This is a genomic window from Rhodococcus phenolicus, from assembly GCF_001646785.1.
Lineage (GTDB): Bacteria > Actinomycetota > Actinomycetes > Mycobacteriales > Mycobacteriaceae > Rhodococcus > Rhodococcus phenolicus.
Window position 1 is genome coordinate 96,425 of the sequence record NZ_LRRH01000020.1, and the last position, 11,699, is coordinate 108,123.

General features: G+C 69.6%; 13 protein-coding genes and 2 tRNA genes. 5 read left to right on the forward strand and 10 right to left on the reverse strand.

The genetic code is table 11. The annotated features are described in order from the left end of the window. Positions 1-34: 34 nt before the first annotated feature. The 6 genes from A8G15_RS07245 to A8G15_RS07270 form a co-directional block, all read right to left on the reverse strand. A complete protein-coding gene (locus A8G15_RS07245) occupies positions 35-1,360 on the reverse strand; it encodes a glutaminase (RefSeq protein WP_068157250.1) in 1,326 nt (441 codons plus the stop codon). Between the two features lie 83 nt (positions 1,361-1,443). After that, positions 1,444-2,379 carry a sulfite exporter TauE/SafE family protein gene (locus A8G15_RS07250; protein ID WP_068157253.1) on the reverse strand — a complete coding sequence of 312 codons (936 nt, stop codon included), beginning with the start codon at positions 2,377-2,379 and terminating at the stop codon, positions 1,444-1,446. A 284-nt stretch (positions 2,380-2,663) separates the two neighbouring features. Next, entirely contained in the window at positions 2,664-3,911 is a 1,248-nt protein-coding gene (locus A8G15_RS07255; protein ID WP_068157385.1) for a saccharopine dehydrogenase family protein, read from the reverse strand. 10 nt (positions 3,912-3,921) lie between these two features. Continuing rightward, positions 3,922-4,308: a DUF2784 domain-containing protein gene (locus A8G15_RS07260; protein ID WP_068157256.1), complete on the reverse strand. Its 387-nt coding sequence runs from the start codon at positions 4,306-4,308 to the stop codon at positions 3,922-3,924. An 18-nt stretch (positions 4,309-4,326) separates the two neighbouring features. After that, positions 4,327-4,719: a universal stress protein gene (locus A8G15_RS07265; RefSeq protein WP_068157258.1), complete on the reverse strand. Its 393-nt coding sequence runs from the start codon at positions 4,717-4,719 to the stop codon at positions 4,327-4,329. A 151-nt stretch (positions 4,720-4,870) separates the two neighbouring features. Further along, the gene (locus tag A8G15_RS07270) at positions 4,871-6,358 is read right to left on the reverse strand and encodes an SDR family NAD(P)-dependent oxidoreductase (protein WP_068157260.1); all 1,488 of its coding nucleotides are present in this window, start codon (positions 6,356-6,358) and stop codon (positions 4,871-4,873) included. Positions 6,359-6,445: 87 nt separating this feature from the next. On the opposite strand from A8G15_RS07270, the gene A8G15_RS07275 reads away from it, so the two are divergent. Continuing rightward, positions 6,446-6,667, forward strand: coding sequence for a hypothetical protein (locus A8G15_RS07275; protein ID WP_068157388.1), 222 nt, complete (start codon positions 6,446-6,448; stop codon positions 6,665-6,667). A gap of 38 nt (positions 6,668-6,705) precedes the next feature. Here A8G15_RS07275 and mqo read toward each other — a convergent pair whose 3' ends face one another. Then, a complete protein-coding gene (mqo, locus tag A8G15_RS07280; protein ID WP_068157263.1) occupies positions 6,706-8,115 on the reverse strand; it encodes a malate dehydrogenase (quinone) in 1,410 nt (469 codons plus the stop codon). 93 nt (positions 8,116-8,208) lie between these two features. Between mqo and A8G15_RS07285 the strand changes: the two genes are divergently transcribed. The 4 genes from A8G15_RS07285 (at position 8,209) to A8G15_RS07300 (ending at position 10,810) form a co-directional block, all read left to right on the forward strand. Beyond that, positions 8,209-9,111 carry a LysR substrate-binding domain-containing protein gene (locus A8G15_RS07285; protein ID WP_211270125.1) on the forward strand — a complete coding sequence of 301 codons (903 nt, stop codon included), beginning with the start codon at positions 8,209-8,211 and terminating at the stop codon, positions 9,109-9,111. 19 nt (positions 9,112-9,130) lie between these two features. Beyond that, complete coding sequence (locus A8G15_RS07290) at positions 9,131-9,454, forward strand: DUF6412 domain-containing protein (RefSeq protein WP_082899709.1); 324 nt, start codon at positions 9,131-9,133, stop codon at positions 9,452-9,454. Positions 9,455-9,576: 122 nt separating this feature from the next. Next, entirely contained in the window at positions 9,577-10,512 is a 936-nt protein-coding gene (gene yidC / locus A8G15_RS07295; protein ID WP_082899710.1) for a membrane protein insertase YidC, read from the forward strand. 16 nt (positions 10,513-10,528) lie between these two features. After that, positions 10,529-10,810, forward strand: coding sequence for a hypothetical protein (locus tag A8G15_RS07300; protein WP_068157267.1), 282 nt, complete (start codon positions 10,529-10,531; stop codon positions 10,808-10,810). A gap of 2 nt (positions 10,811-10,812) precedes the next feature. Here the strand turns inward: A8G15_RS07300 and A8G15_RS07305 are convergent, their stop codons facing one another. The 3 genes from A8G15_RS07305 to A8G15_RS07315 form a co-directional block, all read right to left on the reverse strand. Next, entirely contained in the window at positions 10,813-10,995 is a 183-nt protein-coding gene (locus A8G15_RS07305; RefSeq protein WP_068157271.1) for a hypothetical protein, read from the reverse strand. Positions 10,996-11,274: 279 nt separating this feature from the next. Further along, positions 11,275-11,360 (reverse strand) — tRNA-Leu (locus tag A8G15_RS07310). A 235-nt stretch (positions 11,361-11,595) separates the two neighbouring features. Further along, positions 11,596-11,681: transfer RNA gene (locus tag A8G15_RS07315), tRNA-Leu, on the reverse strand. Positions 11,682-11,699: the final 18 nt, after the last annotated feature.

An 11,699-nucleotide genomic window follows, 5' to 3' on the forward strand; every position in this document is an offset into this window, starting at 1 on the left:
CTGGGGATCGGTGCAGGTCACGGGGTGCGGCTCCTCAGACACCCGCGGCCTGCCCACCCCCTCCGACGCGCTCGTAGCCGAGGAACGGGCCGAGCGTCGGCACCACCTCGTCCGCGCTCTCGTCGCCTCGGGCCGGGTGGGTGTACAGGACCCGTTCGGGGTCGACCACCGTCACCCGCAAACCGTCCAGGCGCAGTCGCCGCACGGCTTCGCGCAGCATCCGGTCGGCGACGTCGTTGACCGAGTGGACCCGCCGCAGATCGAGCACGACCAGGTCGAGCCGATCTGCCGCGTCCTCGTCCGAGAGGGCGCGCAGAACGTGTTCGGCGCCGCTGAACTGCAGGGTGCCCTGCAGGCTGCACACCCGGACCGTATGACCCTGCGGACCGCGCAGGGTGCGGTCGCGGCGGATCGCCGAGCGGGCCGGTTCCGGGCCGTCCATGATGTGCAGTCCCATGTCGTCCGACAGGCGGGTGCACATGCGCACACCGCGCACGCTCGAGCCGTGCGGGTCCAGGCGAGGGGAGAAGGCGCCGATGCCGACCTGCCCGGGAAGGGCCCCGAGAACCCCGCCCGACACCCCGCTCTTCGCGGGGATCCCGACGGTCGACATCCAGTCGCCGGCCGCGTCGTACATGCCGCACGTCATCATCACACTGAGCACCTGCCGCACCACCGGCCGTGGCACGACGCGCTGTCCGGTGAGCGGCTGAACGCCGCCGTTCGCGAGGGTCGCGGCCATCACGGCGAGGTCGCGCACGGTGACGGTGATCGCGCACTGCCGGGTGTATCCGCGCACCGTCTCGGCCGGGTCGCCGTCGATCACCGAGTAGCTGCGCAGCATGTTCGCGATCGCCGAATTGCGGTAGGCGGTGCCCAGTTCCGACTCGAACACCGATTCGTCGACGTCGAGGTCGCGGCCGGCGAACGCGGAGAGCCCGCGCAGGACCCGCTCGACCCGTTCGTCGGTGGTGGCGGACTCCGGTCCGACGAGCGCGTGGGCGGTCAGGGCGCCGGCGTTGATCATCGGGTTCAGCGGCCGGCCCGAGTCGCTGTCGAGGGACAACTCGTTGAACGCCTCACCGCTCGGTTCCACCCCGACGCGGGCGAGCACATGGTCGAGGCCGTGCTCGGCGAGCGCCAGCGCATACACGAACGGCTTTGAGATCGACTGGATCGAGAACTCGGCGTCCGCGTCCCCGGCGGAGTACACGACACCGTCGACTGTCGACAGGCACACCGCGACCCGGTCCGGGTCGGCCTGGGCGAGTTCGGGGATGTAGTCGGCTGTCGACCCGGGGTTGTCGCCGCTGCACGCCTCGACGACCTCGTGCAGATAGTCGGGGATCGGAGACTTCATCGACGGATCCTATCCGCAGTGCGGCTCCGCCGCCGGGGTGCCTTTGTGGCGGCTCCGGGCGCCACAAAGGCACCCCGAGGGCGTCAGCGCACTTCTTCGCGCAGGGCGGGGGTGACCGGTGCCTGCAGAGTGTCGAGCGACCCGGCGGACTCGGCGCGCGTGAGGCGCGAGCGCCGCCACGATACGGACAGCAGCGCGATCCAGCCCGCCGCGATCAGCAGATACACCAGCATCGCGACGGTGCCGGACACGTCGAAGGACTTGAACAGCTTCTGCGCGTTGGTGATGACGATGATGCCGCCGACCGCGGTGCCGAGCAGCGTCGCCGGCACCCGGCTGACCAGCCACGCCGCGAGCGGCGCCGCGATCACACCACCGAGGGCCAGGCCCGCGACGACGAGCAGATTGCCCACCGACTCGCGGCCGAGACCGATCAGGAAGCCGATGCTCGCCGCGACCGCGACCATGAACTCCGACGCGCTGACCGACCCGATGACGGTGCGCGGCGCGGTCTTGCCGCGGGAGAGCAGGGTGCTGGTGGTGATCGGTCCCCATCCGCCTCCGCCGCTGGCGTCCACGAACCCGCCGAAGAATCCGAGCGGCGACAGGAACTTCGCGGTGTGCGGGGACGTGCGGGCGTGCGCGACCGCGGGCGGTCGGACCGAGAACCGCAGTGCCACGTAGACACCGATCGCGAGCAGGATTCCCGCGGTGACCGGAGCGGCGGCCTCGGTGGACAGGCTCGACAGCACCGTCGCGCCGAGGAACGCGCCGATCGCGCCGGGCACGCCGAGCTTCGCCACGACCTTCCAGTCGATGTTGCGGAACTTCCAGTGCGAGATGCCGGAGGCCAGGGTGGTGCCGACCTCGGCGAGGTGCACCGCCGCGCTGGCGTGAGCCGCACCGACCCCGCTGAAGATCAGCAGCGTGGTCGCGGTGACACCGAAAGCCATCCCGAGTGCACCGTCGACGAGCTGTGCGCCGATCCCGACGAGGGTGAAGATCAACAGATTGAACAAGGCATGCTCCGACCGCGAACGTGGTTACCGAAGGGGAAGGGGAGCGGAGAACCGCTCAGCAACACACCCGGCAACAACACGCGCCGTCGAAGCAGGCGCCGCGACGCGTCGGCCAGAACGGCATCAGCGCAAGCACGCTGGCCGGTGCGGCCTCGATGCTCGTCGTCTGCACGTCTGTCGTCCTTCGTCGGAGAAGTCGCCGAGGACACGGCGACCGGTCGAGCATAGCCGGATCCCGTGCGGGACGACACCTCGGTGCCGCGTCGTGTCGTCCCGCGCGAGTGTCAGGGGAGCCGGCGAGTCGTGATCTCGAAGCCGGCCGCTCGCAACCGATCGGTGAGCACGTCGCCGAAAGCGACCGCGGGGGTGAGCACGCCGCCCCCGGCATGCAGCGCGGAACCGCCGACGGCCAGCGACAGCGCGGATTCGCCGAGCATCACCGCGGTCGCCTTGTAGCCGGGGTCGCCCTGCGCGGCGAACCGGGTGGTGTAGCGGGCGCCGGTGGTGGTCGTGGTGTACAGGTCGATGGTGAAGAACCCCCGCTCGCGGGACGATTCCGACGGGCCTTCGCCGGGTGCGGGCAGCACCTTGTCGAGCAGGAACCGGGTGGGCGGGAACGACAGCCCGAGCACCAGCGCCCCGAGACCCGCCGCGACACCCCCGGCGAGGACCGGCGACACGGGAGACGTGCCGACGCTCATGACCTCCCGGTATCGGAAGGACTTGCCGTAGTCCCAGCCGGTCAGGGCATTGCTGCGGCGCACGATCCGGGTGTTGTACGACGCCATGACGAACGGAGCCTTCCAGCCGGACAGTTCCGGGGCGATGGTCTTGCCGTCGACGAGGGCGAGATCGTTCTGCCGGCCGAGCTGCGGTTCCTGCGACACATCGGGGCTGAGCGAATACGGCCGTGCCGCGACCTTCCGCTGGGCGGGGTCCTTGCGCACCACATCGATCTGATTGCGCAGCGAATCGATGGTGCCGCCGCTGATGCCGCCCCGGAACGCGGTGACGACCAGCGTGGTGTCGGTGAGCTCACCCGCGTCGTCGGCCTGCGCCGCCCGATACAACGCGTGCACACCCAGATCGGACGGGATCGAGTCGAAGCCGCACGAATGCACGATGCGGGCGCCGGTGCGGTGGGCGACCTCGTCGAACCGGTCGATGCTCTCGCGGTGGAACAGAACCTCCCCGGTGAGGTCCACGTAGTCGGTGCCCGCCTCGGCGCACGCCTGCACCAGCGGCAACCCGAACTTGGCGTAGGGACCGACGGTGGTGAGCACGATTCGGGTCGACGCGGCCAGCGCGGCCAGGGACTCGGGTCGTCCGGCGTCGGCCTCGACCAGCGGCCAGTCCGCGGCCGCGGCGCCGAGCTCCGCGCGGACCTGCTCGAGGCGGGTGCGGGACCGCCCGGCCAGGGCGACCTTCAGGCCGGAGGGGAGATGCTCGGCCAGATAGGCGGCGGTGAGCCGGCCGACGAACCCGGTGGCTCCGTAGACGACGATGTCGAACTCGCGTGGGGCAGCAGTCATGCCGCCCACCCTACTGTCGGGTAACTCCGGATGCGACGTAACTCACACGACGCAGCCGTCGCCACAGGCCCACCCACGAGACCAGGACGCAGACGGCCACGAGCACGCGGACCGGACCGAGCGCGGACTCCGGGTAGACGACCCCGGTCAGATAGTGGTCGATGAACCCCGCCGGCGGCAGACCGGCCTCACCGGCACGATGCCGCGCCCAGTTCTCGGCATGCGTGAGCGGGCAGTCGAAACCGACGAGCACCGACGCGAGCCCCCACGCGACCGCGCACACGTGCAACGCGATCGTGCGCGGCCACCGCCACGCCACGAACCCGCCGAACATGACGTACAGCAGGAAAATCAGGTGGGTGACCGCGATGCCGTCGGCCAGTACCCGATAAGGCATGGCTCCAGCGTAGGTCGACTACCGGTCCTCGGGATCCTTGACGACGAGAACCGGTACCGGAACCTCGATCAGCAGCCGCTGCAACGGACGTTCCAGCAGGAACTTACCGAGAGCATTACGGCCCCGGCTGCCGACCACCACCCGGTCGGCGCCGCTGTCGACGACGAGTTCGACGAGAGTGCCCACCGGATCGCCGTCGTGCACGGCGGAGCGCACCTCCCAGTCCCCGTCCCCGGCGATCCGCCGCACCGCGGTGCGCACCGATTCGGCCTCCGCCGCGGCCGCCGGACCGTCGTCGTCGAGCACGTGCAACACCAGCAGATTCTCGTGCCGCCGGGCAGCCTCGTCGACGGCGGCGACGAGCGCGGCGCGCCCCTCGGGGGTCTCGGCATGAACTACTGCGACGGTCATGTGCTGCTCCTGGACGGGTCGACGGGGCTGCCTCCAGTATCCCGGCACCGACCCGGCGGGGCACCGTCGAGCAGGTGTGGAACCGGTCTCGACCTGCTCTTTCGTGTCGGATGCGTCTCAGTCGTGGCTCACCACGGATGTCATTTGTGGTTCACCACGGTGCCGGTTTGTAGTCCTTCAGGAAGCAGCCGTACAGGTCGACACCCGCCTCGCCCTGCACGATCGGGTCGTAGACCCGTGCCGCGCCGTCGACCAGGTCGAGCGGAGCGTGGAAGCCCTCCTCGGCCAGCCGCATCTTGGTGTGGTGTGGGCGCTCATCGGTGATCCACCCCGTATCCACCGCCGTCATGAGGATGCCGTCGGAGAGCATTTCCTCCGAACTGGTGCGGGTGAGCATGTTGAGCGCAGCCTTGGCCATGTTGGTGTGCGGATGGCCCGCGCCCTTGTAGCGGCGACCGGCGAACTGCCCTTCCATCGCGGAGACGTTCACCACGTACTTGCGGCGCGCGGGGGCCGCGGCCATCGCTGGCCGCAGCCGGTTGACCAGGATGAACGGCGCCACCGAGTTGCACAGCTGCACCTCGAGCAGTTCGAGGGGCTCGACCTCGCCGACCGCCTGCACCCAGCTGTTGGTGTGCACGAGATCCGGAAGCAATCCGCCCGCGTCGACCGCGACACCCGCAGCGATCCGCTCCGGGGTCGCGGACCCGGCGACCATCGCCAGCGCCGTCACCGACTCCGGTGTCAGAGCGTGTGCGGCGAGTTCGGTCGGGAGCGACCCGGCCAGCGCCGCCGGGTGCGCGTCCGACGGTTTGCCGAAGGTGATCATCTCGGGCCGGGGACCGGCGGGCAGCGGCCCCGACTCGGCGTCGGCCAGCGCCGAATAGGCACCGGGGGAGCGGCGCACCGTCTGCGCGGCGTTGTTGATGAGAATGTCGAGAGGCCCCTGCGCGGCGACGTCGTCGGCGAGGGCGACCACCTGCGCCGGATCACGCAGGTCGATCCCCACGATCCGCAGCCGGTGGATCCAGTCGGCGCTGTCCTCCATCGCCGAGAACCGGCGGATCGCGTCGTGCGGGAACCGGGTGGTCACGGTCGTGTGCGCCCCGTCGCGCAGCAGACGCAACGCGATGTACATGCCGATCTTCGCGCGACCACCGGTGAGAAGCGCACGGCGACCCGACAGATCGGTCCGGGCGTCGCGCTTGGCGTGGTTCTCGCTCGCGCAGTTCGGGCACAGCTGGTGGTAGAACGCGTCGACCCGGGTGTACTTGTCCTTGCACACGTAGCAGTGCCGGGGACGCAGCAGCGTGCCCGCGGACGCGCCGCGCGTCGTCGACGTCAGCGTCAGCCCGGCGGTCTCGTCGTCGATGCGGGTCGGGGAGCCGGTCGCGGTCGCGGCCAGCACGTCGCGGTCGGCCTCGACCTTCCGTGTCCGCGCCTCGTTGCGGCGCAGCCGCTTGAACTTCTTGAACATGTGGCCGACGGCCCGCTGTACGGCGATCGCGTCGGGATCGTCGGCGTCCAGACCGGCCGCGAGATCGAGAACCCGCAGGCAGGTTTCGAGGTCGGCCGGGTCGATCGCGCTCGTCGGGACGGCGGCGGCATCCGCGGCCGGGGTGTCGCAGTGGGAGTTCATGAACCTTTTCCGGAAGTCGTGCGGTAGCAATAGATGGTATCGGGCGCAGCAGGTGCGTCCGTCCACACACCCGAGGAGCACCGGACCATGAGCGCCGCCAAGAAGAAGTTCGCCGACCTCGCCCCGTGGCAGAAGGCCGTGGTCCTCACACTCGCGAGTGTGCAGTTGTCGCTGGCGGCTTCGGCGTGGGCGGACCTCGCCACCCGGCCCGCCGACAAGGTCAACGGCAGCAAGGGCAAGTGGGCGCTCATCACCCTCATCAACTTCGTGGGTCCCGTCTGGTACTTCCGCAAGGGCCGCCGCGCCTGAACGATCGCGTTCGGTGTGGATTCGTGTCCGCCCGGCGATCACGAATCCACACAGAACCGATCCAGGATCGGCGCCCACCGCGCGCGGTGCTGCGGGAAACACGCGCCGAGCAGATCGATCATGACGGCGGGCGCGATCGAAGCGCCGGGGGAGGCGCCGAGCAGACCCGCGATGGTGCCGTCCGCGCCGACGACGACCTCGGTGCCGAACGTGAGGACACCGATCTTCCGCGGGTGCGGGACGATCAGCTGGGCGCGCTGCCCGGCGTCGACCAGCTCCCAGTCGCCGTCGCGGGCGGTGGGCACGAACCGCCGCAGCTGCTGCAGCTTCCGGCCGCGCGACGCCGCGAGTTGCCCTATCAGGTAGCCGAGCAGGGGCAGATTCTGCACAGCGACCGCGACCAGCGGCGCGATGTTGTGCGGCCGGATCGTCGCGAACAGGTCGGTGAGGCGTCCGTGCTTCAGCAGCCGGGTGCTGAACGTCGCGTAGGGGCCGAACATCAACGAGGCCTTCCCGTCGACGATTCGGGTGTCGAGGTGCGGGACGGACATCGGCGGCGCACCCACGTCGGCCTGGCTGTAGACCTTCGCGCGGTGTGCGGCCACGATGTCCGGGTCGTCGGTGCGCAGGAACTGCGCGCCGATCGGGAACACGCCGTAGCCGCGCACCTCGGGGATCCGCGCCTTCTGCAGAAGCGTGAGCGCGTGTCCGCCGGCACCGACGAAGACGAAGCGTGTCCGCATCGAGAACCGTTCGCCGCCTGCACGTCCGCCGACGATCCACCGTCCGTCCGGTTCGCGGCGCAGCCTCCGCACCTCGTGACCGGTGACCACCCGGGCACCACGAGCGCGCACCCCACTCAGCAACGCGCGAGTCACGCCGCCGAAGTCGACATCGGTCCCGCCAGGCTGGCGGGTCGCGGCGACCGTTTCGTCGCCCGTGCGGCCCGCCATCAGCAGCGGCGCCCAGGTGGCGATCACTCGCGGGTCCTCGCTGTACTCCATCTCGGCGAACCGCGGTGACCGCCGCAACGTCTCGAATCGTTGCCGCAGGTAGGCCACGTCGCGATCGCCGAACACGACGTTCATGTGCGGTGTCGGGTTCACGAACGACGTTCCGGCCAGGTCGCCGGAGTCCACGAGCGAGTCCCAGAACCGGCGGGTGAGCTCGAACTGCCGACCGATCTGCTCCGCGCGGCACGGGTCGGCGGGGTCGGGCATGTAGTTGAGTTCGCACATCCCGGCGTGCCCCGTGCCGGCGTTGTTCCAGGCGGCGCTGCTCTCCTGCGCGACCCGGTCGAGGCGTTCGAGGACGACGATCGACCAGTCGGGCTGCAACCGGGCCAGCAGAGCTCCCAGGGTTGCGGACATGATGCCGGCGCCGATCAGGACGGCGTCGTACTCACGATCGAGAACTTCTGTCCCGCTGTCGGTTTCGAAGTCGTTCACGACAGTTCACCTTCTCCCGTGTGGATGTCTCCTCAGCGTCCACCCCGGAATTCGATCCGTCCAACGATGAAACAGGGTCTATATGATCCGAATATGGAATGGTTTTTGTCCGAGGAAGCCGCCGCAGTCGCGCCGCTGCTGGCCGCATTCGACGCCGCCGCCCGGGAAGGACACATCACCCACGCCGCCGACCGGCTCGGAGTGCCGCAGTCGTCGGTCAGCCGGCGGATCAAAACCCTCGAGAACACCGTCGGGCTGTCGCTGTTCCAGCCGGTCGGCCGCGGCGTTGCCCTCACCCCCGCGGGCCGCGAACTCCACGACCGCACCCGTGACCTGATCCGGGACCTCGACGACGCGATCGGCGCCGTCCGCAGGCACGCCGACCCCGACAGCGGCGTGGTCCGATTCGGATTCCCGCTGACACTGGGGCCGGTGAGCGTTCCGTCCCTGCTCGCCGACTTCCACCGCGCCGCACCGCGGATCCGGCTGCATCTCGTCCAGGCGCACGGCGCGGCCCTGGCCGACATGGTCCGGGACGGCCGTCTCGACCTCGCCGTGATGATTCCGCCTCCCGTCGATCTGCCCGCCACCGTCCTCGGCCGCCAGCCGCTGCGGTTGCACGTGGCGACGGCGCACCGTCTCGCCGGCCGGGACACCGTCGACCTCACCGACCTGGCCGACGAACACTTCATCGCCGGCCCGCCCAGCTATCACATCCGTGAGGTCCTCGAAACCTGCTGTGCGGAAGCCGGGTTCGCCCCACACATCGCCTTCGAGATCAGCGAGTTCGAAACGGTCCGCGTCCTCGTCGCCCACGGACTCGGTGTCGCGCTGCTGCCACCCGCCGAAACCCCGGTCGCGGGCACTGCCACCGTGCCGGTGCGCGGCGTCGTCGACCGCATCATCGGACTGGCGACGGGCACCCGCGAGTTGTCGCCCCCGGCGGCGCGACTGCACGAGCATCTCACCGCACACGCCGACCGATTCCGCGGATGAGCCCGGTACTCTTGCCTCTGTGGCACGCATCGTGGACGGACTCGCGCAGCGGCTGAACGTCGTTCAGCTCGCGTGGCTGTCGGTGCTCGCGATCCTCGTCACGGTCACCGCCGCGATCGACGCCCCGACGGCGGTGGCCGCGGCGGCAGTCGCGATCGTCCTGATCGTCGCGGTCGCCGGGCACAGCGTTCTGCCGGCGTTGCGTGCGCTGACGGCATCGTCGGCCGGGCCGCCCCGGGAGGAACGCCGCCTGCGCGGCGCGTTCCGCAGGCAGAGCGCCCCGAACACCCCCGGGCGCCCCCGGCGCCCACGAGCACCCGGGCGGGACCTGCTCGCCGCGTAACGCTCCCGAGAGCCCGCGGCACGCGCAGCCCTACCCGAAGCGCCGCCGTCCCGACAGGACCGGCCGCGCCCGTCACCCGCACGATGCCGCGCCTGCCGCCGCATCGTGCCGGAAGGTGCTCGATGCTCGACTTCGTCTACTATCCCGTCTCCGCGATCCTGTGGTTCTGGCACAAGGCGTTCGGCGCCGTGCTCGGCCCCGACAACGGCGTCGCGTGGGCGCTCGCCGTGATCTTCCTCGTCTTCACCGTGCGGCTCGTCCTGCTGACCCCCGCGATCCGGCAGATCCGCACCACCCGCCGGATGCAGAAGCTGCAACCGCAGATCGCGGCCCTGCAACGCAAGTACGCCGGCGACCGTTCCCGCATGGCGCTCGAGATGCAGCAACTCCAGAAGGAACACGGATTCAACCCGCTGATGGGCTGCCTGCCTGCGCTGGTGCAGATCCCGGTCTTCCTCGGCCTGTTCCACGTCCTGCGATCGTTCAACCGCACCGGCACCGGACTCGGCCGGCCCGGAATGACACCGGACGAGAACGCGAACACCGCGAACTACCTCTTCGGCGCGGCCGACGTGCAATCGTTCCTCGGTGCCCGCCTGTTCGGTGCCCCGATCTCCGCCGCGATCACCACGCCGGAGAACACACTGGTGTCGTTCGTGCATTTCGGCGGCATCCCGGCGCTCGGCACGATCGCGGCCGTCGCAGTTCCGTTGATGGTGATCGCGGGTCTCGCGACCCACTTCAACGCGCGCGCGGCGCTGCCACAGGGGAACCCGGACCCCGCGGCGAATCCGCAGAGCGCCGTGATGAACAAGATCATGCTCTGGGTGTTCCCGCTCGGTGCCCTCGTCGGCGGACCGTTCCTGATGATCGCGATCCTGCTGTACTGGGTGAGCAACAACATCTGGACCTACGTGCAGCAGCGGATCGTCCACGCCCGCCTCGACCGGGAGGACGCGGCCGAGCATCTCCGCCGGGAGGAAATGCGGCAGGCAGCTGCCCCGAAACCGGGCGCGCACCCGGCCGGGAGGAAGTCCCGGAAGAAGGCCCGTCGTTGAGTCCTCACCCCGCGTCGTGACGATCGACGAAGGCGAGGAACCGTGGCACGTCCTGCTCCGTATTCGTCCAGAGCAGGTCGTGCCCGACCTCGGGTTGGATCCGATCTCCGCCGCCGCAAGTCGGTCGCGGATCCGCGCGGCACTTACCGCCCGCGTCGGAGATCCGGAACTCGACGCCGAACCCGTCCTCGCCGCGATCGGCGGCACCGCCCAGGGCGTGCTGTCCGCGTCTCCACCGTGGACACGGCTGTCGCGATCGTCGGCTGGCTCCCGGCCTCACCACACGCGACTGAACTGACGTCACCAGGACTGCGCGGCGGCGCGCCGTTGCTGGCGTCGCCCACCCTTGCCGTCGTGGCGGCGACGTGACGGAATGCGCTGCGCGCGGCGGCGCAACGCCAATTCGTGTTGCAGGCGATCGTCCGGCAACTTGCCGGGCCCGTAGATGCTGGTGCCGTCGGCGCGTTGGATCGTTGCGGTCATTTCTCCCCCCTTCGCTCTGTCGAAGTGAACGTCACAGTGGAGCGCGCGCACGACATCCGGGCAACGGAATTTTGTGTTCTGTGTGGATTTTCATCCGTCCGGCGAACATGAATCCACACAGAACTGAGGGGACGCGGGAAGCGTCTTGCCCGCACCGAATGCGCCGTTGATCCAGACGATCGTCTCGCGAGTGTAATGATTTGTGCCGCAACGAGAAACGAGGTCACATTCCCTGTCGGGTTCGTGACCTCGCATGTGCAGTTCCGGGAACCGCCGATGTGTCCGAGGGGGGACTTGAACCCCCACGTCCGTTAATAGGACACTAGCACCTCAAGCTAGCGCGTCTGCCATTCCGCCACTCGGACCGGGATGTGCGTGGACATGCCGGTAGCTCCCGCTCCCGCGGGCGCTGACGAGAACAGTAGCGCATGGATGCGCAATTCCCCAATTCGGGTGCCGATGTCGCGCGATACCCCGGGACTCGTGCGCGGTTCCGGCAACGGCCGCTACCGAAAGCGCGCACGAGCGGAAGGAAGCCGAGAACGACGAAGGCCCCGGACCTGTCGGTTCGGGGCCTTCGTCGTCTGTCTCAACTCAGAGTGTCCGAGGGGGGACTTGAACCCCCACGTCCGTTAATAGGACACTAGCACCTCAAGCTAGCGCGTCTGCCATTCCGCCACTCGGACTGAATTGTTCGCACCCGC